Genomic DNA, 22,933 nt, shown 5'->3' with positions numbered 1-22,933 from the left:
TATTAATCAATAAATTTTCATTGAAATTATTACTTAAATTTATATCAATTTTTTAATAAATAATAAATTTTATTATAAATTTTATATAGTTTTATATAAATTTAATTATAGTTCAATAAAATTTAATAAAATTTTATATAAATTTCATATAAATTTTATATATAATTTCATATAAATTTTTTAAAATTTTTATAATTTTTATAAAGTTTATATATTTTTCTAAATTTAAATTTTCATTGAAGATATATAAAATTATAGAAAGTCTTTTTAAATAGAACATACAAAAGATTATTATTACTCTTCTGATACCTAAAATAGTTGAGATTATCTTTTATGGTATTGATTTAAAACAATTAAATCTTATTAAAATTACTTGAATAATTTCACATCCTATTATATTTCTTTTAATAGTTTGTTTTCCAATTATATGGGGTTTAATATTGCGAAGAGGAAGAAGACCTAAATGGATGATTGATATAGCTATTGAACGTATGGATATATTGTTTTCAATTGCTAAAAAAGAATTTTCAACCAATCCTGAAAGATCACATAGATATGTGAGCTTAGCTCGTAAAATATCTAAAAAATATAATACTAAAATCCCTCCTAAATGGGGGCGTAGCTATTGTAAGACTTGCTACAAATTTTTGTCTCCTGGAAATAACTCATCAGTTAGATTAGTTAATGGAGAAGTAAATATTAAATGTCACGAATGTGATTGCATAATGAAAATTCCTTATAAAAAGGAAAAAAAAGAAAAAAGGAGAGCTAAAATTGAGTACTACATTAACAAAAAAAGAAATGATGAATAGGGCTCTCAATTCCATGACAATTAATATTGGAAAAGCTGGAATTAATGATAATGTTATTGAAGAAGTAAAAAGACAGCTTAAAGCAAATGAAATTGTCAAATTAAGATTTGCTAAAAATATAGCAAATGATAAAGAAGCTTATATTACAGCAATGGTTGAAAAAACAAGATCTAAACTTGTTGATTTAAGAGGAAATGTTGCTGTAATTTACAAGAAAAAACCTTAAAATTGTTTAAATTGATTTCTATGTTTGAAATCGGTTATCTGTGTGCTAAAAGATTCAAACTTAAATAAGGTTTTATTTAATTAAAAATTTATTTAATTAAAAATTAATAATTTAATTAATATAATATTAGATTGAATATTTTGATACGTAATATTGATATATTAATATCAGGGTTATAATATTATTGTAAACAATGTATCTAATATTAATAAGATATAAAAGCATTTAATTCGATAAAAAGTGTTTAAAATTTATTAGGAGAATTAATATGACTACTGTATATGATGTACCTGCTGATTTATTAATAGATCAAGTTGCAAAAGATTTAAATGAAAATAATGATAAAATTTCCGCTCCAGAATGGACTACTTTAGTCAAGACTGGTGTTCACAAAGAAAGAAAACCAGAAAATGTTGACTGGTGGTATGTAAGATGTGCTTCTATTTTAAGAAGAGTTTACATTGATGGTCCTGTTGGAATTAATAGTTTAAGAACTTTCTATGGTGGAAAAAAAGATAGAGGAGTTACTCCAGAAACTTTCAGAAAAGGTAGTGGGGCTATTGTTAGAGGAGCTTTACACCAACTTGAAGATGCTGGATATATCCAAAAAATAGATGCTGGAAGAATTGTTACCTCTGAAGGTAAATCTTTCTTAGATAAAACTTCTGGAGAAATCATTAAAGATATTCCAGAACTCGAGAAATACTGATTAATATATTAAAAAATAATATATTAAATTATATTAAAAAATAATTTATATAAAAAATATTTATATAAAAAATAATTTATTAAAAAATTATATATTAAATATTAATTCATTAATTCCTAAAGTTAAAATTAACAAATTTAGATTAATAATTATTTCACATAAATAATATTTGGAGGTCCTAAAATGAGTGATCTTGATGAATTGCGCCGTAAAAGAATGCAAGAGTTACAACAACAGGCTGCTGCTAATGAAAATCAACAAGCACAGCAAGCACAACAGCAAATGCAGCAACAGCAAATGCAACAAGAAATGGAAGCACAAAAAAGGCAGTTGATGATGCAGATTTTGACTCCAGAAGCTCGAAGTAGATTAGCTAACCTCAGATTAACTAAACCAGAGTTCGTTGAGCAAATCGAAATTCAACTGATTCAATTGGCTCAAAGCGGAAGAATGAAAGGTAAAATAACTGATGATCAGTTAAAAGTTTTACTTCAGCAGATATCTGGTCAAAAAAGAGAGATTAATATCTCTCGTAAATAATCAATAAATAATTAATAATTATATTAATATTATGAAAGCATATGTTTTGTACAGTGGAGGGAAAGATAGTTCTTTAATGGCTATTCTTCTTAAAAGAATGGGTTTTAATGTAGAACTTCTAACAGTAAATTTTGGAGTCTATGATTCTTATGTTTCAGCTTCAAAATCAGCAAAATCCATTGGTATAAATCACAATGTTTTGAAATTAGATAAAAATATATTAAATAAATCTGTTGATATAATATTGAATGATGGGTTCCCAAATAATGGGATTAGCTATCTTCATAAATCTGTCATTGAAGAGTTAGCTGACTTAGCTAATAAAAATAGTGTTTCCGCTATTGCTGATGGAACAAGACGTGATGATAGAACTCCAAAATTAGATAAAAATGAAATTCGAAGTTTGGAAGACCGAAAAAATATTCAATATGTAAATTTAGATAGCTTTGGTTATAAAACCATAGAAACTCTTGTTTATAATCTATTTGAAATTACTAAAGAGAAAAGTAACAGAGACAATAGCTCTGATTATGAAGTTGAAATTAGATATTTGATGGATAATGAAAAAGATGGAAATTCAATTGAATTGTTTCCAGAACATTATCAAACAAGAGTTATTGGCTTAAAATGAATTGAAAATATAAATTATAAAAATATAACTGTATGTAAATTAATATAAAATTAATATAAATATTAAAATCAATTTAATCTGTATAATTTAGATTAATTTATTATTATAGGGAAGTTAACTATAATAGTATTCACATAATTATGTTTACAGGCGATAAAATGAGTAGAAATAAACCATTAGCTAAAAAGTTAAGACTTGCAAAAGCTAATAAGCAGAATAGAAGAATCCCTATATGGGCTTATGCGAAAACTAAACGTCAATTAAAATATAGGCCTAAACCAAGACATTGGAGAAGGAATAGTCTTAAAGTCTAGGTGTTAATATGGAAAGAACTTATACAATACCACTTAGAGATGTTAAGAATGTACAAAGAACTATTAGGGCTGCTAAAGCTATAAGAGTAGTTCAAGAATTCTTAAAAAAGCACATGAAAGCTGATGAAGTTAAAATTGATTCATCTGTTAATGAAAAGATTTGGGAAAGAGGAATTCAAAAAATTCCTTCTAAAATTAAAGTCAAAGCTGTTAAAGATGACGATGGAGTTGTAGAAGCAACTTTGGCCGAATAAATTAGGAATTTATTTATTAAAAATTATTTAAAATTTAAAAATATTAGACTTACAAATTTTTATTAATAAAAATTTTAAAAATTTATTAATAAAAAATATACTAAAAATATATTAAAAGTATATTAAAAAATATATTATTATAGATAAAGGAGGATACAATGCTTAGAAGAATAAATCTTACTGGAAACCCTAATTTAGGAGTTTATATTTCAGTTACAGATCAGGTAGCTATTGTTCCTTTTAATTTTCCTGAACCTATGGAAGAATCTATAAAAGAAGCTTTAGAAATCGATATTATCCGAACTACAATTTCTGGGAGTAACCTTTGTGGGGCTCTGTCTTGTGGAAATTCTAAAGGTCTTATTGTTTCCCCTTATACTTTAGATAAGGAAGTTGAATTATTAGAAGAAGCTGGAATTAATGTAGCTATGATTCCTGATAAATATACTGCTGTTGGAAATATTATTGCAGCAAATGATCAAGGAGCTATTGTTAGTCCATTACTTTCTGAAAAATCAATTAATATTATTGAGGAACATTTAGATATTAGGGTTGAAAGATTAGAAATAGCGGGGTTTAATATTATTGGATCTTTACTTTCTGTAACTAATAAAGGAGCATTAGTTCACAGAGAAGCTTCAGAATCTGAGCTTAAGTTTGTTGAAAATGTATTTAAAGTCGAATCAGACATCGGAACTGTTGGAGGAGGCATAAATTTAGTTGGTGCTTGCTCTATAGCTAATTCTTATGGGGCTATTGTCCCTGAAAATAGTACAGGTCCTGAAATGGCTCGTATTGAAGAAGCATTAGGATTTTTAGATAAATTTTAATTTTATTCAATAAATAATTTTTATTATGAGTGATAATATGAAAACAAAAATATATAGAATTGAAGGAAGATTTACTATGGGTGATCAAACCCAAGTATTCACTAAAGAACTTAAATCTATGAGTGAAGAAAATATTCATGAAAAAATTTATTCTGAGTTTGGAAGTAAACATGGAATAAACAGAAATCAGATTGATATCGAAGAAATTAAAGAAATTTCTGCTGATGAAGTAACTGATCCTTTAGTAAAAGCATTATTATAGTTACTTTATACTTACTTTAATTTTATTAATTAATTTAATTTAAATCAGTTGTTTTTTTAATTATTATATTTTATATTAGTTTATATTTTTTATATTCTAATTATTTAGTTAAACTATTAATTATTATTATAAGCTATTCTCAGTGATTAGCTAATCAATAGGTTAGTTTTTTCTAATAGGATAATGCTTTATTTAAAGGTGGAATTATGGAAGACCAGCAAAGATTAGATGAAATGATAAATGAGCTTAATATGTATAAAAGCCAAGCTGAATTATTACAACAACAGGTTGAAGCTATTCAAGCTTCTTTGGCTGAAGTTGAAATATTAGAATCAACATTAGAAGATATTAAAGATAAAAAATCTTTAGAAACATTGGTTCCAGTTGGTGCTGGATCTTTCATGAATGCTGAACTTAAAAATACTGATGAAGTTATCATGAGTGTTGGTGCTGGAGTAGCTATAAAAAAATCTGCTGAAGAAGCTAAAGAAACTTTAACTTCTCAAAAAGAAGAATTAAATGATAGTTTGGATAAAATGATGAGTAATCTTCAAAAAATAAGCCAAATTGTTGCTCAATTATCTCCTCAAGCAGAAGAACTTATGCGTAAGGTTCAAACTAGCCAAACATCACAATAAGTATTTTTTATACTTTTTTATACTTCTTCTATTTCTTATTTTTTATCTTATAAATTTTTATCTTTAATTTTACACTATTTATTTGATTATTATTTTTTTATTTTTATTTTTATTTTTTATTTTATTTCTATTCTATTTTTATTTTATTATATTTTTGTTCTAATTCTGTTCTATTTTTTATATTAATTAACTATTTTTTATTGATTTTTTAAATATTATCATGGATTTCCTTTAATTAAATAACTTTTTTTAGAATAATATTTTCATATGGTTAAATTTTTATATACTAATAACAATATAAATTGATTAATATATGTTAAATAGTATTGAATATTTTTAATACATAATTAAATTTTTGAAATGGAATCATATTTTATCATTATAATCCGTATATTATTGTAATATGAGATAATAGCTAATAAATTAAGATAATAAGGAAGGTAATAATTTGTTTGAATCTATAAAGAAAAAATTTGCTGATGCCTCTGGAAAATTAACTAATAAAGTGTCTAAAGAAGCTGAAGAAGAAAATAACATTAAAATTGAAGGAGAAATAAGTGAAGACACTAAAGATACTCAAAAAACTGCTGATTTAGGTAAAAAACAGGAAACAGAAGAGAAATTACAAAAATCAGAACAAATTGAAGAAGGAAAAAAACAAGAAAAAGATCAAGAAACTGAAAATCAAGAAGAAATAGAAAAAATAGAAGAGATAGATCAAAATCAAAAAGAACTAGAAGAAGATGAAAATAAAGAAGATGGTAATGAAAAAGAAAGTACTTTTTCTAAAATTGGTGGTAAATTAGGTTTTAGAAGATCTAAAGAAGAAGATGAAGAAAAAATTGAAGTAGATGAAGAAGAAAAATCTATTATATCACAAGAAGAAATTGAAGAAGAAGATAAAGATAAAAAATCTGGGATATTTTCTTTTATTCGAGAAAAGACTATTTCTGAAAAGGATGTAGATGAAATTCTATGGGAACTAGAACTTTCTCTTCTTGAAAGCGATGTAGCTATTGATGTAGCTAATTTTGTAGTTGAATCTGTGAAAAAAGATCTTATTGGTCAAAAGATTAAACGAAGTAGTGATGTTGAAGAGTATACTTATGAAGCTCTTAAAAAAGCAGTATCAAAGATTATTGATATTGATGGAAAAAGCATGACTGAAATGATTGAAGAAAAAAAGAAAGAAGGTAAACCTCTTATTGTCATGTTTGTTGGAATTAATGGGACTGGTAAAACCACTACAATCGGTAAATTAGCTAATTATTATATGAAAAAAGGATATACTCCTGTTGTAGCTGCTTCTGACACATTTAGGGCAGGAGCTATTGAACAAATAACTTATCATACAGATAAACTTGGTGTTAAAATTGTCAAGCATGAAAAAGGTTCAGATCCTGCAGCTGTGGCATTTGATGCAGTCGAGCATGCTAAAGCTCAAGGAAAAGAATTAGTTTTAATTGATACTGCTGGAAGAATGCAAACCAATACAAATCTTATGGATGAAATGAAAAAGATTCGCCGTGTATCTAAGCCAGATTTAGTTATATTTGTTGGGGATGCTTTAACAGGCAATGATGCTGTTGAACAAGCTAGTAAATTTAATGATGCAATCGATGTTGATGGAGTAATTTTAACTAAAGCTGATGCAGATTCAAAAGGTGGAGCTTCACTTTCTATTGGTTATGTTATTGGTAAACCTATTATGTTTTTAGGAGTAGGTCAAGGTTATGATGATATTAAAGAATATGATCCTGATTGGATGTTAGAGCAAATATTTAGCTGATTATTTATTTGTTTATATCTGAATGATCTTTTATTTTTTATTTATTCATCTTCATTTATTTATTCTGTTTTATAAATTATTCATCTAGATCTAATAGTAATTTTCCACCAACACCAATATCTTCTCTTTCTAGCTCTCTTATTAATATTGTAACAGTATCTTCAGGTAATTCATAAATTTCTGAAGCTATTTTTGTCATTTCTTTTACTAATTTTCTCTTTTTTTCTGTTGATACAGGATTTGATTCAACTATAATAACAGGCATGGGTATTTCCTCCTAATTCCACTATTTAAACTATTCAATAAAAATATATACTATGTATAAAATACTTTTAATTATATTTTAATTATATAGTTTAATTATATATTTTTATTAAATTTTTATTAAATATATTATTAAATATTTTATTAGATATTTTATTAATATTTTATTTATATTTAAAAATATAATACAAATTATAGTTATTTATGTTATTGTCTACTTATTATATATTTCAATAATATAAATCATGTTAAATAATATAATTTTTCATTTATTAGAATAATATAACTAAATTAAAACTACCGGTGATTATAATATGCTTGGAGAGAAAGAACTTATTAAATTATTCCCTGACTTTCAAGAACTAATACAACCTTCTGGAATTGATCTTGCTATTGATGAAGTATTTATTCAAAAATCTGCAGGATCTTTAATTGATAATGAAAAGAATTTACCAGATATTGAAGCAATTGAAGGACCAATATACAAACTTAAACCACACACAGCTTACTTAGCTACAATTGATAGGAAAATAAAGATACCTAAGGGATATACAATGCTTTATCTTCCAAGATCAACTCTTCTTAGGTCTTTTGTTTCAGTTCAAACTGCTGTTGGGGATCCTGGCTTCTATGGCACTTTGATGTTTATGATTTATAATCATGGGGAATTCGATTATGAAATCAAAAAAGGAGATAGGATAGCTCAAGGTGTTGTTTTCAAAGTTGATGGTTCTGGTGAATATTCTGGTAGCTATCAAGAAGAAGAGTAATATTTAGCTTTATTTGAACAATCTAATAATTAAATAATCTAATAATTAAAAAATTCAATAATTAAATAATTTAAAATAATTTTGATAATTTAAATAATTTTCATACTTCAATATTTTAATTAGGATTTGATTAAAATTTAATTTTGATAATTTAAATAATTTTCATACTTCAATATTTTAATTAGGATTTGATTAAAATTTATATAATAAATTTAAGGTGAATATATGAATGTAGCTGAATTTTTAGTTAAAATCTTGGAAGAAGCAAATGTTGAACATATATTTGGTCATCCTGGGGAGCAAATACTTCCTTTTTATTTAGCATTAGATGATTCAAATATTGAACATGTTCTTATGAGGCATGAACAAGGATCTATTCATGCAGCTGATGGTTATGCAAGAGCTTCTGCAAAATTCGGTGTATGTGTTTCTACTGCAGGTCCTGGTGCTTTAAACTTGACTATGGGGTTGGCTACTGCTTTTAAAGATTCTATTCCAATGCTTGTTATAACTGGAGATAATTCAATATCTTCAAAATTTAAAGATAGATTTCAAGATATTGATATACATTCTGTATTTAAATCTATAACTTTTAAGAGTTTTAATCCTGTTGATGGAAAATCAGCTGTTATGAATATTGTTGAATCTATTGAAATATTAAAAAATGAGCCTAAAGGTCCAGTGCATATTAATCTTCCAAAAAATATTCTTTTGGAAGATATTGGAGATTTTTCTCTTGATAAAAAAGCAATTTATTCTCCTGATTTCAATTATAATCAATTAGATGATGCTATAAATGAGATAAAAAGTGCTAAAAAACCATTAATATTGGCCGGAGCGGGAATTTTTTGGGGAAATGCTCTTGATGAATTTAAAAGGTTTGTTGAAACTAATGAAATTCCTTTTGTCCATACTTACCATACAAAATCTCTAATTAAAGGTTCTAAAATGGATTTAGGTTTAGTTGGTATTAGAGGAACTAAAATGGCAAATTATGCTTTTAATAATGCAGATTTATTAATAATTTTAGGTTCTAAATTGTCTGAACGTACACTAGATACTGGTGGAAATTTTTTAGATAAAAATGGACTTATTGATTTTAAAAATTCTAAAACTAAATGTATAAATATTAATATAGATAAAGTACCTCTTTTTTGTGATATAAATATTTATGGTGATGTAAATTTTGTTTTAAAAGATTTCAACTCTTTAAATAAAATTACTAATTCTATTGATGATTCTTGGTTAGATGAAATCGAAAATCATAATGATAAATTTATTATAGAAGGTTTAAATAGTGAAACTATTCCTATAAAGCCTCAAGTTGCTATTAAGATAATATTAGAATTTTTTAAAGATAATTATATTGTTAATGATGCCGGAGCTCATACAACCTGGGTAAATTTACTTTCTGAAGTTTATTCCAATGAAAAATTAATCTTTTCAGGTGCTATGGCTCCTATGGGTTATGGATTGCCTGCTTCTTGTGGAGTTTCAATAGCATTAGCTAAAAATAATGAAAGAATAGTGCTTATAAATGGAGATGGTGGATTTCAGATGAATATTCAAGAATTAGCTACTGTTGCATCTAAAAATCTACCAATATTGATAGTTGTCTTAAACAACTCACAATTAGGAATAATTAGACAATGGCAAGAACAATATTATGATAATTTAAGATATAATGTTGATCTAGAAAATCCTGATTTTATAAGCTTAGCAAATGCTTATGGTATTGAGGGTGAAACTGTAAATTCAAAAAAAGGATTGAAATTAGCTATTAACAATTTAAAATTAGATAAACCTTATTTACTCGAAATTTTAGTAGATGAAGAGAATATTCCTCTTTCTTAGATTTATTTTAATAATTTACTACTTTATATATCTACTTTAAATGTACTGCTTTATATATGATATTTTAAAATGCTACTTTATATATCTAATATAAACATACAATCGTTTTAAATCAATATTAAAATAATAATTCATTATATTTTTTTATAGAAATATTTTTAAATATTATATTATAATAGTTATGGATATTTTACTATTGCTAGAAGTTCTTTGTATACTTTAAAAATGTTATCATTTGTTTTAAAGACCAAAATATTCTATTAGGGGATGCAATTCCTTTTTTAGATTCTACTTCTCCAGTAAAACTTATAATTCCATTTTTAGCAGCTGTTGAAGTTATAGTGCCTTTATTAGGAGATAATTTACATGCTGCTTTTGTTTTTTTAGCTAGATACTTTGATATCTTTATACTTTTGCTATAAGGGGCAGCATAAATAAGTCTTGATCCTCCAATCATTGTATGGAAATCGCCAATATATCTTATTTTTTCTTTAATTATTATATTATTGATAATATGTCCTGTAAAGGATTTTGAAATTCCTGCAACTCTATTTGGGTCATACCCAAAAAATGTTCGTGTTTTCTTAAGAGTCGCTTTAGGATTACTTATAGGAATAATATATATTGTTCCTTTAATTTTGTCTCTATTTTTATTTAGATAATTAATTAGTTTTAAGGTAGCTACTTGTGAAGAGTATTCATCTCCATGAATTCCAGACAATACCATTGTTTTAGGGCCGTTACTATTTTTAAATTTAAAAATAGGTGTTCCTTTACTAGCTATTCCTCTTTTAATATTTCCTTTTGAATCTTTATAGTTAAAAAGCACCTTAGTTAATAATCCTTTTTTATTATATTTTTTAAAATCTTTCACTTTCGAAATATCTGCTCCTGTATTAAATCCTTTCCATTTATAATAGCCAACACTTACTTCTACATTTGAAGAGGAGGAATTACTTACTATCTTCAAAGAACTATCTGCATTAACGGTTCCCATAGTCCCTATCATAATAAAAAATGATATACTTAATATTATAATAGATATAATTAGAATTCTTTTTGTTAAATTATTTTTATTATTTTTATTATTTGAAATATTTAACATTTTAACACTAAATAAATACATTTAGGATTATGTCAGGAAAATATAAGAATGGTGTATATTTAAGATATAAATTATAATATAAAATTAATATAAAGGAATATTATAAGTATATTATAAAGGAATAATTTATAGTTTATATATTAAAAGATATAATTATGATAAAAATTATCATAAAAAATTATTATAATAAAAAAATAAAAAATGAATCATAAGTATGATTCATTGACTGCAGCTACTCCTGCACCCATATCTATATCAAAGCCAAGACCTTTTAAAGTCATTCCAAGTGCGGAAAATGTAATAGCTAATTCTTTGTATGAAATATTACCCATATGTCCAATTCTGAATATATTGCCTTTTAAATGATCTTGTCCACCAGCTAATTCTACTTTATATTTATTTCTCATAGTTCCTCTAAGGTCTGCATCACTTACACCTTCTGGCATTTTAACTGCAGTTACTGTAGTTGAGGAAACAGATTCTTCTGGGAAAAGTTCAAGACCTAAAGCTTTGACTGCATTTCTTGAAGCTTCAGCTGCAGTTTCATGTCTTAATACTCTATTCTCTAAACCTTCTTCTTTAACAATTTTAAGTGCTTCAAATAAAGCATAGATCAATGATACTGAAGGAGTATATGGAGTTTCGGGAGGAGTTCCAGCTCCACTTTTTCTGTATTTTTTCATATCAAGATAATAAGTGTTAGAATCAATGTTGTCTATTACTTTCCAAGCATCATCATTTAAAGTAATAGCTGCCATTCCTGGAGGTGCAGCTAAACATTTTTGAGAACCAGTAACACAAATATCGATTCCAAATTTATCTACATCTACTCTATCTCCACCAAGAGATGATACAGTATCTACAACATATAAAGCATCATAGTTAGCTACAACTTTACCAATTTCTTTAATAGGAGCAGCTACACCTGTTGAAGTTTCATTATGAACTACTGTGACAGCTTTAATATCTTCATCATTGTCGAGAGCTTCTTTTACTTGTTCGGGGGTTACTGCAGTTCCCCATTCAACAGCTAATTCTTGTGCATTTACTCCAAATGAATTAGCTATTTGCATAAATCTTTGACCGAACTTACCTCCTACAATATGTAGTGTTTTTTCTCCAGGTTTAGTTATATTAGCTAAGCTAGCTTCCATAGCAGCAGTACCTGAACCAGTAAGTAAATAAGATTGATTTTCTGTTTTAAAAACTTCAGACATTAATTCTGTAGTTTCAGTAAATATTTCTCCAAAGATTGCGCTTCTATGGTTAACAATATTGTCAGACATAGCTTTCAATACTCTTGGAGCTACGGTTGTTGGACCAGGAAGCATTAATAATGTATCATCCATTTTATTTATTCCTCCAGTTTAATGATATTTTTCATGTAATAACAATTTGTTAGCTTAAAAATATTTTTTATTCTAAACTATATTAAGACTTTATTTAATATATTTAAAAAGTTTTTCTATTGTTATATAATTTACAATATATGAAATTATTCAATTCTTCATAACTTATATTTTTTTATATATTTTATAAAAGAATTTAAATTATTAGTATAAACTTTATACATTGTTGCATTAAATTTAATATTATTTTGATTTTGATTAATTTATAAATCTATTTATTATAATTATTTTTTGGATATATTCTGTTTGATGGTCTTTTAATTTTTCATTTTTACTCTCTATCTTTTTTTCATTGTCTTATTTTTTACAATGTTTATTTGTAAATATTATCTTCTGTAGTATTATAAATAGTGTTAATTTATTTTGTTAAATCGTAAAAACATTCCAAAAAACTTATTTGTAATGAATTGAATATAATATTCTGATGAAATTTGAGACTTGGGAATACTGGTATGAAAAAATTTTAGAAGATTTTGGATTCTCAAAGGAAGAAGATGAGAGAACTGCTAGTATTTTAAATGAAATTCTATCTAAAACTGGATCAATTAGTTTTGAAAGTCTACTGGATAATATTCGTCATGGCAACACAGCTATTCATGATTTTCATGTAGATAGGTCTGATATTAAGAATTTTATAGTTTTTGGTGCTGGACCTTCTTTGAAAAGAAATATAGAATATATCAAAAGCAAATGTGACATAAAAAATCCCAAAGATTATTTTTTGATTGCTGCTGATGGAGCTACAAGTGCATTGTTAGAAGAAGAAATAATCCCTGATATAATTGTTACAGATATAGATGGTAAAATAGAGGATCTTTTATTAGCTAATGATTTAGGATCTCTTTTTGTTTTACATGCTCATGGAAATAATTTTAATCAGATAGTTAAATACACTCGAAAATTTCACAAAGTTTTAGGTACTAGTCAATCGAAACCATTCTCAAATCTTTACAATTTTGGTGGTTTTACTGATGGAGATAGAGCTGTATTTTTAGCTGTTGCATTAGGTGCTGAAAAAATTGTTTTGGCAGGAATGGATTTTGGAAATATAGTAACTAAATATTCTCGTCCTAATCTAGAAACAGAAACTGCAGAAGCTGATGAAGTTAAGAAAAAAAAATTAAAATATGCTAAAGAACTTGTGAATTGGATTAAAGATAATGAAAAAGTCACAATTGTAGACTTAAGCCAATTTTGATTATTTTATGTAATTTATCTAAAATTTTATTCATTTTATTTTTAAAATTTATTTAATATTTTTAATTTTTTAATCATTTATTAATCATTTATTAAAAATATCCTTTTTTGATGTTATTTTCTATAGTATATTAAGGACAAGAATATACTTTTTTATATAAGTTTAGACAAATTTATTTACATGGGAATTGAAGATATTTTACTTCATGATGAAACTATATTTAGGGATATAAACGCATTCAATCCTGACTATATGCCTGAAAATTACAATTTTAGGGATTCTCAAATGGAAGGGATGGCAATGTCTATTCGTCCAGCTTTAAACAAAGGACGTCCAGTCAATACTGTTGTTTTAGGATCTTGTGCAACAGGAAAGACCACTGCAATCAAAAAAGTTTTTGAAATGGTTGAAAAAACTTCTAATAAAATAATTTGTTGCTATGTGAACTGTCAATTACATACAACTCGTTTTAGTATTTTTGCACAGATACATAAAAAAGTCTTTGGATTTGCTCCTCCTGAAACTGGGATTCCTGTATCTAGAGTTTATGAAAAAATAATGCAACACCTTTCTGATGAAAATATAGCTCTTCTTGTTGCTTTTGATGATGTTGATTATTTATTCCAGAATAATTTAATTAATAAAATTTTTTATGATATATTGAGAGCATATGAAGAATTTCCAGGTATTAGAACTGGGCTTTTTGCAATTTTATCAGAACTTGAATTTAGATTTGCATTGGATAAAAATGTCGATACTGTTTTTATTCCTCAAGAAATCAATTTTCCTCCATACACTAGAAGTGAGATTTTAAGTATTTTAACTGACCGAGCTAAGGTAGGATTTTTCCCAGGTGTCATTAGTGATGAAGTTTTAGAAGAAATCACAGATTATTCTATTGATGGAGGAGATTTAAGAACTGGAATCGATCTTATAAGGGTATGTGGAAATATAGCTGAAGCTAATGCATCAAGAACAATAGAAATGTCTCATCTAGAAGAAGCTAAATCTAAAAGTGCTTCTTTAAAATTAGTAGAAACCTTAAGATCATTGAATAAATCAGAAAAAGCTTTATTGAAAGTTATTTCAAATAATGGTGAAAATTTAAATTCTGGTCCTTTGGCTGAATTATTTATAGAAGAAACTGGACTTAGCTATGCTACATTTGGCAGAGCTTTGGAAAAATTAGAATTTTTAAGGCTGGTAGATACAAAATTCACAGGAAAAGGGGTTAGAGGAAATTCAAGACAAATAATATTAAGATTTAATCCTGAAGATGTGAATAAGTGTATCTTGTAAATACCAACCGATTTTTTACTCAAATTTAATATTTTTTAAAATATTAACGCGATTTTGGAATTTTAAAAATTTATATATGCTTTAGTTATATGTTTTAAATGCCTACAACTTACTATTATATCTTATTGTCATTTTAATCAATTTATTTGCATTATGATTCTATTTACTCATTAATCTATTATTCAATATATTTTTACATATATTCTAATCCATAATTTCCTATAATTTGATCTATAGTCTTTACTATATATAGCTTCTTTACTAAAACCATGCAATTTTAAAATTATATCAAGATGTTTATCATAAAACATCCTTTACTTAAAAATCTTGCATGGCTCTACTCAATAGCTACAATAGGGTTTGGTAGTATAATTGTTTAAGTTATATATTTGGATTTATATTATGAAATTTATAAAAATAATTGTTTTATATTATTAAAATCAATTATTAAAGTTAATATCATGTTGATTTAACTAGGAGTCCATAATTTCGATATTAAATCCCAAAAATAACACTAGGATTAGGGGTTGTAGCTATAGACAATACACTAAAAAGTAATACTGCAAATACAAAGAGTATCACCATGCAAGATTGAAAACTAATGTTATTAAAGAATAAAACATCAGATACATTGGTTTTTTTTCTTAAATCATTTCTTAAATATGGGGTTGTATTTCTTGACATATTATCACTAAATTTCACTAAATTTTTATTCACAATTATAATGAGTTGAAAAATGCATATAAAGAAAAGCCGAGAGAGCTCATGAGGAGTAATATATATTATCTTAAAAATCAATTAAAACTATTTATATATATTATCTATGAATAGATACAGCTAAATTCATGAAAATAATATTTTAATATCTCAATGATTTATATGAAACTTAAAAATGAGGATAATCAAAAATTAATTCAGAAAAAATTTGAATTTTTTGATGTTACTGCAGATATTGGATACTGGGCATATGGGAAGACCTTAGAAGAATCTTTTGAAAATGCTGCTTTAGCTATGTTTAATGTCATTACAAATACTCAAAAAGTAGCTAAAAAAGATATAAGAGAAATATTTATTGAATCAGAAGATAAACTTTCTTTGTTATATGATTTTTTAGAAGAACTCTTGATTTTACAAGAATTGGATTTAATCTTATTTTCTGATTTTAATATATCTATAAAAAAAGAAAAAAACAATGGTGAAGACACCTTTAAGCTTAATGCAATAGCTAAAGGGGAATCTATTGATTGGAATATTCATGAAAGAAGAAGTGAAGTTAAAGCTATAACTTTTCACATGATGGAAGTTTCATGTGATGATATTTGTAAAGTTAGAGTTATTTTAGATCTATAATTATTTTTAAAGCTAATTTACAAGTTAATATATCTATAAAGCTTATCTATTTTAAGGATATTTGTGTACATTTATTATACTATTTTTAATTTATACTATTTTTAATCTATAATATTTTTAAACTATATTATTTTAAATTATATTAAGTAATAAATATATTATTATTTTTATTATTAATCCAGAATTATATCAAATATATTCCTTTATCTTGTTTGCATCAATTTTTTACTTATATTATTTATTACTTTTAGTTCGTTAAACGTATGTTAAACGAAGTTGTTTTGTTATTTTTTTCATGTTAAAATTGTATTATAAATACTATTTTACACATTTTCAATATTTATTTACTTATATAAATAATTTACTCAAATATTATCGTTTAATAGTCAATATAAATGGTTTTAATCAATGTATAAACTATATATAAAATATTTTTTAGGTTTATTATTTTATAAAATTAGTTTACTACTATTTAAAAAAATTGATAATTTATCATACTTTAGTTTGTTAAACATACGTTTAACGAAGTATTTTAAAAATATTTACTTGAAAGATGAAATAATGCAGTATTTAAATTTTATATGTCATAGAATTCCTAATAGAACTTTCCAATATAGAGGATACTATTTTCCAGTATGTGCAAGATGTACGGGGTTTTATATTAGTATGGTTATTTATACACTAATTGTGATGTTTTTAGCAATTGAATATGATGCTAATATGGTAATTCTAGCTATAATATTCTTTATTCCTTCAACATTAGATGGTTTAAGCCAATTATTAGGATTTAGAGAAAGTAATAACATTTTGAGATTATTAACTGGTTTATCTGGAGGAATGGGTTTGATGATTATCTTAAAAACATTGAAATTTATGTTCATTTATTAATAATATGTATAAAATTAGAATATAAGTGAAGATTATTAAAAATATGGTGATAATAATGGATAAAAAATTGATTATAGGAATAATTTGTATATTTGCAATTGCTATTGTAGGTATAGGGTTAACTTTAAGTGGAGGGGACAAATCTTCCTCTGGGTCTGAGAACCAACCGGGATCTGAGAACCAACAAACTTTAAATATTTCAAATTTAAGAATTAGCTCTCAAGGATATGGGATGTATGACATCAAAACTACATTAGTTCCAGATAAAGATTATAGCTACTTAGAGATGGTTGTAGTATGGTATGATTCAAGTGGTGCGATTATTGAAAAATCTCCACTAGCTTGGAATATGAATGATGTTACAGAAGGAAGTACTATTAAAATTTCTGGTAATGGTTATATACAGGGGGATGAAAAACCTGTAAAAGCTGAAGTATATTTCTTTGATAATGTATTTAGTGGGGGAGATTTATCTTCTGCACTATTTAATCAATCAGTTGAATTATAAATACATAAAAATTATCTATATAAATTATTTATTTAATAAGATAATGTAAATTGTTAAAATAGATTATTATAATTATAATTAAAGGTTATAATTAAAGGGTGAAAAAATGGATGAAGTTCAATCAGGATCAAGAACTGCAGAATTGGTTTTAGGAATAATTGGAGGAGTTTTTGGATTAATTGGAGCAACAGCAGCATTATTTTTAGGTGCTGGTTTTAATGTTGACTCTGCCATGACTGGAGGATTATTTTCGATATTATTCTCTATAATTGCAATAATAGCTGTCGTGTTTATTTCAAAGAATCCAAAAATTATATCAATTGTACTAATATTATCTGCTTTAGTAATATTTATTACTTCTGGGTTATTTGGATTTTTAGGAGCTATATTGATACTTATAGCAGGTATTTTAGGCCTTGTAAGAAAATAAATTAGAATAAATAATAATGATAATAATATTTCATTGATTATTATTCATTAATTATTTTATTGATAATTTTAATTTTAATTTTTATTCTTATTTTTATTTTAATTTTTTATATTTTATTAGAAGATTCATAAAATTTTTTATTCTTATTTTTCATTTATTTATTTATTTATTCATTTATTTATTTTGATGAAATTTTAATTATAATTTATATAATAAAATCAGATAATTTTATAATTAAACAAATAGATATATTAAATATAATTATAAAATTTAGTAGATATAATAGATTAGATATAATAGATATAATACTATCATATTTTTTTATTAATATATTCTATATTAAAATCGTGTAAGTTTTATTAAAACATGTTAAATTTTGTTATTTCCTATTTCAATTGATTATAGATGATTTTTATGAGTATTAAAGAGAATATTACTGAAATTCGCAAAAATGTTTGGGAACTTCCAAGTAGCTATAAAAAGGAAATGAGGGTTCCTGGACGCTTTTATCTTGAAGAAGAAGCTTTAAAACATCTTGAAGATGGTGCTATTGAGCAGATAGCTAATGTAGCTTGTCTTCCCGGAATTCAAAAATTTTCAATAGGGCTTCCAGATATTCATTTTGGATATGGATTTCCTATTGGTGGTGTAGGTGCATTTAGTGCACGTACTGGAGTAGTTAGTCCTGGTGGTGTTGGATTTGATATTAACTGTGGGGTTAGAATGCTTAGAACTAATCTTACTGAAGATGATATTAAACCCAAAATAAAAGAAATCGTTGACAAATTATTTGTTAATGTTCCTTCAGGTGTTGGAAGCAAAGGTAAGATTAGGCTGAAGGATAATGAAATAAATGATGTTCTTGATTTTGGAGCTGAATGGGCTGTAGAAAATGAATATGGCTGGGAAGAAGATTTAAAGTTTCTTGAAGAAAATGGAAGAATGTTAGATGCAGATTCGTCTCGAGTATCTGAAAAGGCTAAAAAAAGAGGAATACCTCAACTTGGGTCTCTTGGTTCTGGAAATCATTTTCTCGAAGTTCAAAAAATTGAAGAAATCTTTAACGAAGATGTAGCTAAAATTTTCAATCTTGAACCTGGAACTATAACAATTATGGTTCATAGTGGTTCTCGTGGATGTGGACACCAAGTATGTTCAGATTACCTTCGTACAATGGATAAAGCATACAAAAAACATCATCTTAACATACCTGATAGGCAGTTAGCTTGTGCACCAATTGATTCACAAGAAGCTGAAGATTATTTCAGAGCTATGGCGGCTGCAGCTAATTATGCTTGGGCAAATCGTCAAATGATGATTCATTGGGTTAGAGAAACTTTTGAAGGAATATTTAATAAATCTGCTGAAGATATGGGTATGAGTGTTATATATGATGTAGCTCATAATATTGCTAAAAAAGAAGTTCATAATATTAAAGGTAGAAATGAAGAAGTCATTGTTCATAGAAAAGGAGCTACTCGTGCATTTGGTCCAGGTAGAGTTGAAATACCTCAAGAATATAGAAATATTGGGCAACCTGTTTTAATTCCAGGAACTATGGGAACAGCTTCATATATTCTCCATGGAACTGATATGGCTATGGAAGAAACTTTTGGTTCAACAGCTCATGGTGCTGGAAGAAAATTAAGTCGTACTGGTGCTAAGAAGAAATATACTGCAGATGAAATTAAAACTGATCTTGAAAGTAAAGGAATCCATGTTAAAGCTAACTCTGCTCCAGTATTAGCTGAAGAAGCTCCAGGTGCTTATAAAGATGTTGACCAGGTAGTTAGAACTTCTGATACTACTGGAATAGCTAAATTGGTAGCTAAAGTAGTTCCATTAGCTGTTACAAAAGGATAGTTATAAATTTTAAGCTTTTAAATTATTTTATTCTATCTTTTATATTTTTACTTTGTATTATCTTAAAATTTTTTATTATAATAATTGACTTTTATTTTATTCCATTTTTAGGTGTATTTATGATAGGTATTATTGGTGGAAGTGGTGTTTATGACATTACTAAAGAAGCAAAGGATGTAGAAAAAAAGATTATCAAAACTCCTTATGGTGAATCTGCAGAAATTTCATTGTTTGAAATTCATGGGAAAAAAGTAGCTTTCATGCCAAGACACTCTGGAGATCATAGCTGTCCTCCTCATAAAATAAATTATAGGGCAAATATTTGGGGACTTCATAGTTTAGGTGTTAAGCAGATTATAGCTACAAATGCTGTTGGATCACTTAATATTGAAATCCATCCAGGTTCATTAGTAGTAGTTGATGACTTCATTGATTTTACATCACATAGAGAGAAATCTTTCTATGATGATAGAGTTATTCATGTTGATGTAACTGAATCTTATTGTAATCGTCTTAGAAATCAAATCATAGCTAATAAATCTGTTGTAACCAATGGGGACTTTGTAGAAAAAGGAGTATATGTTTGCAATGAAGGTCCTAGATTTGAAAGTCCTGCTGAAATTAGAATGTTTCAAAAATTAGGTGGGGATCTTGTTGGAATGACAGGTCTTCCTGAAGCAGTATTAGCTAGAGAAAAAGAAATGTGTTATGCTAGTATATGCATTGTATCTAATTATGGAGCATCTATTTCTCCAAATAAATTAACTATGGATGAAGTTTTTGAAATAATGGAACTCAAAGGATCAGAAATAATAGATTTAATTTATAAAACTATTGAAACATTAGATGAAAATTATGATTGTCCTTGTTTATCTGCTTTAGATGGATCTAAAGTATAAAATTAGTTTTATTATTAGTTTTATTATTGGTTTATTTATTATTTATTCATTATTTATTTTTATATATTTTATTTATTTTTATATATTTTTATATATTTTTCATTTTTCAAAGATTATTGCTCTTTATCATTCCTTTTTTTCTTCATCAATAATGAATAATTCTTCTATTGTTGTATTAAAAAATTTAGCTATCTTTATAGCTAATTTCAATGAAGGATCATATTTATCTTTTTCAATAGCTAAAATTGTTTGTCTGGAAACCTCTAGCTTATTAGCTAACTCTTCCTGAGTAGTGTCATATATAGCTCTAAATTCTTTTAATCTATTTTTCATTTTAATTCTCTTTTATAGCTATAATTTTGTAGATATTTAAATGTAAATATTACTTTAATAGAATATATATCATTTTATATCATGTTAATTATTTAATAACTTAAACACTATTTAATCAAAGTAATATTTATCTTATTTTATTTTCTTTTAATCACTATATTTTCTTTTATAATAAGTATTGCTCACCATATAAACTACAAATCCTATAATTGCTATGATAAAAAATGGATAAGCTAAATCAGTATATTGTGGATATACATTTCTAAGAGTGAATATAGCTACTGCTGAATAGATACTTACTACTAATACTGTTGCAAAAGCGGGTAGTGATGATTTAGCTTCAATATGTTGTGTTCTTTCATCATCTACTACTTTTCCACCTCTTTTTCTAAAATATTCGTCAATTTGACTGAAATACTTGATAGCTGGAATTATAGCTATTATTAACACAATCATAGCTAATATGAATAAATTAATGTCTGCAAATATTAATCCTAAAATCCATAATATGGTCACAATACTAGATAGTATAGTTTCTATTATCGCAATTGTTTTTATTTCCATGGTTTTATACTTCCTTTTTTTCATTTTTATTATTTATAATACTCATTTATCAACTTTAAACATCATATATTAAAATCATATATTAAATATTAAAATAATTTTTTAAAATAATTTTTCTAAAATATAATTTTTAATATTCATGTTTAATCTTATTTACATTTTGTAAAGAACTATTTACTTTTTGTTAAATGTTTTTAACGTTATACTATTTAAATTTAACTATTTTCTGGAAGTATCTTTGATGATTTTTGTGTAATTGTTTTTGTTTAATTTTTGATTGATTGTTTTTAACTAACTAATCTTGATTAAATATTGATTTTGATTTAAGAATTTCTATTTAAAGAAATTTATTTAAAGAAAAATATAATTAAAATGAAAAACAAATTTATTAAAAACCTATTAATAATTGTTTAATAGTATTTTTAAATTTTTTTTTAAAAAAATTGTATTTAAATTATATAAAAATGTATAAAATTTAATTATTAAAATATATTTTTATAATTATAAATTAAATATTATATTAAAAAATTATATTAAAATAATATATATTATATATTATAATAAAATATAAAAAGTAATATTCATTTAGGAGTAAGTTAAAATGGCTGATGTAATTTTATTAAGTGGAAGTCCTAGAAAAAATAGTAATACAGTACAAGTATTAGATATATGTGCAGAAGAAATAGAAAAAAATGGTTTAACTACTGAAGTTCTTAGTTTAAGAGGAATGAAAATTGAATCTTGTATAGCTTGCAACAAATGTGTAGAAAAGGGCAACTGTGTACTTAAAGATGGGCTTGATGAAATTATTGAAAAAATAAGAACTGCTGATGGTTTTATTCCAGCTGCTCCAGTTTATTTTGGTACAGCCAGGGGAGATATCATGGCAGCACTCCAGAGAATTGGTAAAGTATCCCGTGGAACAGACCAATTTCTTTCTTGGATGGTTGGAGGTCCAATAGCTGTAGCTAGACGTGGAGGCCAAACTCTCACTCTTCAAGAAATGGCAATGGTATTTCCAATAAACAATATGATCATGGTTGGTTCAGATTACTGGAACATGGTTTTTGCTCTGGAAGAGGGAACAGCTGATTCTGATGAAGAAGGAATAGGCACTATTAAGCTATTTGGAGAAAATGTAGCTAAATTGATTCAAAAAATTAGAGATTAATTGAAATTGATTAATATTATTAT

The 22,933-nt window shown here is 25.7% G+C and carries 28 protein-coding genes; 22 read left to right on the top strand and 6 right to left on the bottom strand.

Annotated features, from left to right (window positions below; translation table 11 throughout):
• Window positions 1-440: 440 nt before the first annotated feature.
• From KQY27_RS00965 to ftsY, 11 genes are all read left to right on the top strand, one after another.
• On the top strand, window positions 441-812 hold the full coding sequence (locus KQY27_RS00965; RefSeq protein WP_224424711.1) for a ribonuclease P protein component 4: 372 nt from the start codon (window positions 441-443) through the stop codon (window positions 810-812).
• Window positions 802-1,038 carry a YhbY family RNA-binding protein gene (locus KQY27_RS00960; RefSeq protein ID WP_224424749.1) on the top strand — a complete coding sequence of 79 codons (237 nt, stop codon included), beginning with the start codon at window positions 802-804 and terminating at the stop codon, window positions 1,036-1,038. The genes KQY27_RS00965 and KQY27_RS00960 overlap by 11 nt, the downstream gene beginning before the upstream one ends.
• A gap of 268 nt (window positions 1,039-1,306) precedes the next feature.
• Window positions 1,307-1,747, top strand: coding sequence for a 30S ribosomal protein S19e (locus tag KQY27_RS00955; RefSeq protein ID WP_224424710.1), 441 nt, complete (start codon window positions 1,307-1,309; stop codon window positions 1,745-1,747).
• Between the two features lie 183 nt (window positions 1,748-1,930).
• A complete protein-coding gene (locus tag KQY27_RS00950; protein ID WP_224424709.1) occupies window positions 1,931-2,287 on the top strand; it encodes a DNA-binding protein in 357 nt (118 codons plus the stop codon).
• A gap of 31 nt (window positions 2,288-2,318) precedes the next feature.
• Window positions 2,319-2,918: a 7-cyano-7-deazaguanine synthase gene (locus KQY27_RS00945; RefSeq protein ID WP_224424708.1), complete on the top strand. Its 600-nt coding sequence runs from the start codon at window positions 2,319-2,321 to the stop codon at window positions 2,916-2,918.
• Window positions 2,919-3,076: 158 nt separating this feature from the next.
• Complete coding sequence (locus KQY27_RS00940) at window positions 3,077-3,232, top strand: 50S ribosomal protein L39e (RefSeq protein ID WP_224424707.1); 156 nt, start codon at window positions 3,077-3,079, stop codon at window positions 3,230-3,232.
• Window positions 3,233-3,240: 8 nt separating this feature from the next.
• The gene (locus KQY27_RS00935; protein ID WP_224424706.1) at window positions 3,241-3,486 is read left to right on the top strand and encodes a 50S ribosomal protein L31e; all 246 of its coding nucleotides are present in this window, start codon (window positions 3,241-3,243) and stop codon (window positions 3,484-3,486) included.
• A gap of 158 nt (window positions 3,487-3,644) precedes the next feature.
• A complete protein-coding gene (locus KQY27_RS00930; RefSeq protein WP_224424705.1) occupies window positions 3,645-4,316 on the top strand; it encodes a translation initiation factor IF-6 in 672 nt (223 codons plus the stop codon).
• A 37-nt stretch (window positions 4,317-4,353) separates the two neighbouring features.
• Window positions 4,354-4,578: a 50S ribosomal protein L18Ae gene (rpl18a, locus tag KQY27_RS00925; protein WP_224424704.1), complete on the top strand. Its 225-nt coding sequence runs from the start codon at window positions 4,354-4,356 to the stop codon at window positions 4,576-4,578.
• A 206-nt stretch (window positions 4,579-4,784) separates the two neighbouring features.
• Window positions 4,785-5,216, top strand: a complete 432-nt coding sequence (pfdA, locus tag KQY27_RS00920; RefSeq protein WP_224424703.1) for a prefoldin subunit alpha — start codon at window positions 4,785-4,787, stop codon at window positions 5,214-5,216.
• 448 nt (window positions 5,217-5,664) lie between these two features.
• Window positions 5,665-7,005, top strand: coding sequence for a signal recognition particle-docking protein FtsY (gene ftsY / locus KQY27_RS00915; RefSeq protein WP_224424702.1), 1,341 nt, complete (start codon window positions 5,665-5,667; stop codon window positions 7,003-7,005).
• Between the two features lie 76 nt (window positions 7,006-7,081).
• On the opposite strand, the gene dmpI is transcribed toward ftsY, so the two are convergent.
• The gene (dmpI, locus tag KQY27_RS00910) at window positions 7,082-7,270 is read right to left on the bottom strand and encodes a 4-oxalocrotonate tautomerase DmpI (protein WP_224424701.1); all 189 of its coding nucleotides are present in this window, start codon (window positions 7,268-7,270) and stop codon (window positions 7,082-7,084) included.
• Between the two features lie 313 nt (window positions 7,271-7,583).
• Between dmpI and KQY27_RS00905 the strand changes: the two genes are divergently transcribed.
• Together KQY27_RS00905 and KQY27_RS00900 are read left to right on the top strand one after the other, a co-directional pair.
• On the top strand, window positions 7,584-8,039 hold the full coding sequence (locus KQY27_RS00905) for a deoxyuridine 5'-triphosphate nucleotidohydrolase (RefSeq protein WP_224424700.1): 456 nt from the start codon (window positions 7,584-7,586) through the stop codon (window positions 8,037-8,039).
• A 225-nt stretch (window positions 8,040-8,264) separates the two neighbouring features.
• On the top strand, window positions 8,265-9,893 hold the full coding sequence (locus KQY27_RS00900) for a thiamine pyrophosphate-binding protein (protein ID WP_224424699.1): 1,629 nt from the start codon (window positions 8,265-8,267) through the stop codon (window positions 9,891-9,893).
• Between the two features lie 199 nt (window positions 9,894-10,092).
• Here the strand turns inward: KQY27_RS00900 and KQY27_RS00895 are convergent, their stop codons facing one another.
• Both KQY27_RS00895 and KQY27_RS00890 read right to left on the bottom strand, forming a co-directional pair.
• Complete coding sequence (locus KQY27_RS00895) at window positions 10,093-10,902, bottom strand: succinylglutamate desuccinylase/aspartoacylase family protein (RefSeq protein WP_224424698.1); 810 nt, start codon at window positions 10,900-10,902, stop codon at window positions 10,093-10,095.
• Window positions 10,903-11,204: 302 nt separating this feature from the next.
• Complete coding sequence (locus KQY27_RS00890) at window positions 11,205-12,347, bottom strand: alanine--glyoxylate aminotransferase family protein (protein WP_224424697.1); 1,143 nt, start codon at window positions 12,345-12,347, stop codon at window positions 11,205-11,207.
• Window positions 12,348-12,831: 484 nt separating this feature from the next.
• Here KQY27_RS00890 and KQY27_RS00885 point away from each other — a divergent pair, with 484 nt between their 5' ends.
• Window positions 12,832-13,605 carry a 6-hydroxymethylpterin diphosphokinase MptE-like protein gene (locus KQY27_RS00885; RefSeq protein WP_224424696.1) on the top strand — a complete coding sequence of 258 codons (774 nt, stop codon included), beginning with the start codon at window positions 12,832-12,834 and terminating at the stop codon, window positions 13,603-13,605.
• A gap of 180 nt (window positions 13,606-13,785) precedes the next feature.
• A complete protein-coding gene (locus KQY27_RS00880) occupies window positions 13,786-14,904 on the top strand; it encodes an ORC1-type DNA replication protein (RefSeq protein WP_224424695.1) in 1,119 nt (372 codons plus the stop codon).
• Between the two features lie 495 nt (window positions 14,905-15,399).
• Here KQY27_RS00880 and KQY27_RS00875 read toward each other — a convergent pair whose 3' ends face one another.
• Window positions 15,400-15,588, bottom strand: coding sequence for a hypothetical protein (locus tag KQY27_RS00875; RefSeq protein ID WP_224424694.1), 189 nt, complete (start codon window positions 15,586-15,588; stop codon window positions 15,400-15,402).
• A 195-nt stretch (window positions 15,589-15,783) separates the two neighbouring features.
• Between KQY27_RS00875 and KQY27_RS00870 the strand changes: the two genes are divergently transcribed.
• The 6 genes from KQY27_RS00870 to mtnP all read left to right on the top strand — a co-directional run bounded on the left by KQY27_RS00870 (window position 15,784) and on the right by mtnP (window position 20,842).
• Entirely contained in the window at window positions 15,784-16,254 is a 471-nt protein-coding gene (locus KQY27_RS00870) for an archease (RefSeq protein WP_224424693.1), read from the top strand.
• A 561-nt stretch (window positions 16,255-16,815) separates the two neighbouring features.
• Window positions 16,816-17,142, top strand: coding sequence for a DUF2085 domain-containing protein (locus tag KQY27_RS00865; RefSeq protein ID WP_224424692.1), 327 nt, complete (start codon window positions 16,816-16,818; stop codon window positions 17,140-17,142).
• Window positions 17,143-17,197: 55 nt separating this feature from the next.
• Complete coding sequence (locus KQY27_RS00860) at window positions 17,198-17,650, top strand: hypothetical protein (protein WP_224424691.1); 453 nt, start codon at window positions 17,198-17,200, stop codon at window positions 17,648-17,650.
• A 106-nt stretch (window positions 17,651-17,756) separates the two neighbouring features.
• On the top strand, window positions 17,757-18,080 hold the full coding sequence (locus KQY27_RS00855; RefSeq protein ID WP_224424690.1) for a hypothetical protein: 324 nt from the start codon (window positions 17,757-17,759) through the stop codon (window positions 18,078-18,080).
• Window positions 18,081-18,494: 414 nt separating this feature from the next.
• Entirely contained in the window at window positions 18,495-19,943 is a 1,449-nt protein-coding gene (locus KQY27_RS00850; RefSeq protein WP_305067303.1) for an RtcB family protein, read from the top strand.
• Window positions 19,944-20,062: 119 nt separating this feature from the next.
• Window positions 20,063-20,842, top strand: coding sequence for an S-methyl-5'-thioadenosine phosphorylase (mtnP, locus tag KQY27_RS00845; protein ID WP_224424689.1), 780 nt, complete (start codon window positions 20,063-20,065; stop codon window positions 20,840-20,842).
• A gap of 126 nt (window positions 20,843-20,968) precedes the next feature.
• Here the strand turns inward: mtnP and KQY27_RS00840 are convergent, their stop codons facing one another.
• Together KQY27_RS00840 and KQY27_RS00835 are read right to left on the bottom strand one after the other, a co-directional pair.
• The gene (locus KQY27_RS00840; RefSeq protein ID WP_224424688.1) at window positions 20,969-21,175 is read right to left on the bottom strand and encodes a helix-turn-helix transcriptional regulator; all 207 of its coding nucleotides are present in this window, start codon (window positions 21,173-21,175) and stop codon (window positions 20,969-20,971) included.
• Window positions 21,176-21,322: 147 nt separating this feature from the next.
• Window positions 21,323-21,763, bottom strand: coding sequence for a DUF2178 domain-containing protein (locus KQY27_RS00835; RefSeq protein ID WP_224424687.1), 441 nt, complete (start codon window positions 21,761-21,763; stop codon window positions 21,323-21,325).
• A 577-nt stretch (window positions 21,764-22,340) separates the two neighbouring features.
• On the opposite strand from KQY27_RS00835, the gene KQY27_RS00830 reads away from it, so the two are divergent.
• On the top strand, window positions 22,341-22,910 hold the full coding sequence (locus KQY27_RS00830) for a flavodoxin family protein (protein ID WP_224424686.1): 570 nt from the start codon (window positions 22,341-22,343) through the stop codon (window positions 22,908-22,910).
• Window positions 22,911-22,933: the final 23 nt, after the last annotated feature.

The sequence above is a fragment of the Methanobrevibacter sp. TMH8 genome (assembly GCF_020148105.1).
In the GTDB taxonomy this organism is placed as follows: Archaea; Methanobacteriota; Methanobacteria; order Methanobacteriales; family Methanobacteriaceae; genus Methanobinarius.
The sequence above is the reverse complement of the archived record's forward strand: the minus strand, read 5'-3'. Positions and strand labels throughout refer to the sequence as shown.

What these genes read in the sequence shown, in the direction of transcription:
- KQY27_RS00860 (WP_224424691.1), top strand. Translation starts at nt 17,198, where the DNA reads ATGGATAAAAAATTGATTATAGGAATAATTTGTATATTTGCAATTGCT.
- KQY27_RS00960 (WP_224424749.1), top strand. Translation starts at nt 802, where the DNA reads ATGATGAATAGGGCTCTCAATTCCATGACAATTAATATTGGAAAAGCT.
- KQY27_RS00880 (WP_224424695.1), top strand. Translation starts at nt 13,786, where the DNA reads ATGGGAATTGAAGATATTTTACTTCATGATGAAACTATATTTAGGGAT.
- KQY27_RS00855 (WP_224424690.1), top strand. Translation starts at nt 17,757, where the DNA reads ATGGATGAAGTTCAATCAGGATCAAGAACTGCAGAATTGGTTTTAGGA.
- KQY27_RS00830 (WP_224424686.1), top strand. Translation starts at nt 22,341, where the DNA reads ATGGCTGATGTAATTTTATTAAGTGGAAGTCCTAGAAAAAATAGTAAT.
- KQY27_RS00895 (WP_224424698.1), bottom strand. Translation starts at nt 10,902, where the DNA reads ATGATAGGGACTATGGGAACCGTTAATGCAGATAGTTCTTTGAAGATA.
- mtnP (WP_224424689.1), top strand. Translation starts at nt 20,063, where the DNA reads ATGATAGGTATTATTGGTGGAAGTGGTGTTTATGACATTACTAAAGAA.
- KQY27_RS00945 (WP_224424708.1), top strand. Translation starts at nt 2,319, where the DNA reads ATGAAAGCATATGTTTTGTACAGTGGAGGGAAAGATAGTTCTTTAATG.
- KQY27_RS00875 (WP_224424694.1), bottom strand. Translation starts at nt 15,588, where the DNA reads ATGTCAAGAAATACAACCCCATATTTAAGAAATGATTTAAGAAAAAAA.
- KQY27_RS00930 (WP_224424705.1), top strand. Translation starts at nt 3,645, where the DNA reads ATGCTTAGAAGAATAAATCTTACTGGAAACCCTAATTTAGGAGTTTAT.
- KQY27_RS00870 (WP_224424693.1), top strand. Translation starts at nt 15,784, where the DNA reads ATGAAACTTAAAAATGAGGATAATCAAAAATTAATTCAGAAAAAATTT.
- KQY27_RS00940 (WP_224424707.1), top strand. Translation starts at nt 3,077, where the DNA reads ATGAGTAGAAATAAACCATTAGCTAAAAAGTTAAGACTTGCAAAAGCT.
- KQY27_RS00935 (WP_224424706.1), top strand. Translation starts at nt 3,241, where the DNA reads ATGGAAAGAACTTATACAATACCACTTAGAGATGTTAAGAATGTACAA.
- KQY27_RS00955 (WP_224424710.1), top strand. Translation starts at nt 1,307, where the DNA reads ATGACTACTGTATATGATGTACCTGCTGATTTATTAATAGATCAAGTT.
- KQY27_RS00885 (WP_224424696.1), top strand. Translation starts at nt 12,832, where the DNA reads ATGAAATTTGAGACTTGGGAATACTGGTATGAAAAAATTTTAGAAGAT.
- KQY27_RS00835 (WP_224424687.1), bottom strand. Translation starts at nt 21,763, where the DNA reads ATGAAAAAAAGGAAGTATAAAACCATGGAAATAAAAACAATTGCGATA.
- pfdA (WP_224424703.1), top strand. Translation starts at nt 4,785, where the DNA reads ATGGAAGACCAGCAAAGATTAGATGAAATGATAAATGAGCTTAATATG.
- KQY27_RS00840 (WP_224424688.1), bottom strand. Translation starts at nt 21,175, where the DNA reads ATGAAAAATAGATTAAAAGAATTTAGAGCTATATATGACACTACTCAG.
- KQY27_RS00905 (WP_224424700.1), top strand. Translation starts at nt 7,584, where the DNA reads ATGCTTGGAGAGAAAGAACTTATTAAATTATTCCCTGACTTTCAAGAA.
- KQY27_RS00850 (WP_305067303.1), top strand. Translation starts at nt 18,495, where the DNA reads ATGAGTATTAAAGAGAATATTACTGAAATTCGCAAAAATGTTTGGGAA.
- KQY27_RS00865 (WP_224424692.1), top strand. Translation starts at nt 16,816, where the DNA reads ATGCAGTATTTAAATTTTATATGTCATAGAATTCCTAATAGAACTTTC.
- KQY27_RS00890 (WP_224424697.1), bottom strand. Translation starts at nt 12,347, where the DNA reads ATGGATGATACATTATTAATGCTTCCTGGTCCAACAACCGTAGCTCCA.
- rpl18a (WP_224424704.1), top strand. Translation starts at nt 4,354, where the DNA reads ATGAAAACAAAAATATATAGAATTGAAGGAAGATTTACTATGGGTGAT.
- KQY27_RS00950 (WP_224424709.1), top strand. Translation starts at nt 1,931, where the DNA reads ATGAGTGATCTTGATGAATTGCGCCGTAAAAGAATGCAAGAGTTACAA.
- KQY27_RS00900 (WP_224424699.1), top strand. Translation starts at nt 8,265, where the DNA reads ATGAATGTAGCTGAATTTTTAGTTAAAATCTTGGAAGAAGCAAATGTT.
- dmpI (WP_224424701.1), bottom strand. Translation starts at nt 7,270, where the DNA reads ATGCCTGTTATTATAGTTGAATCAAATCCTGTATCAACAGAAAAAAAG.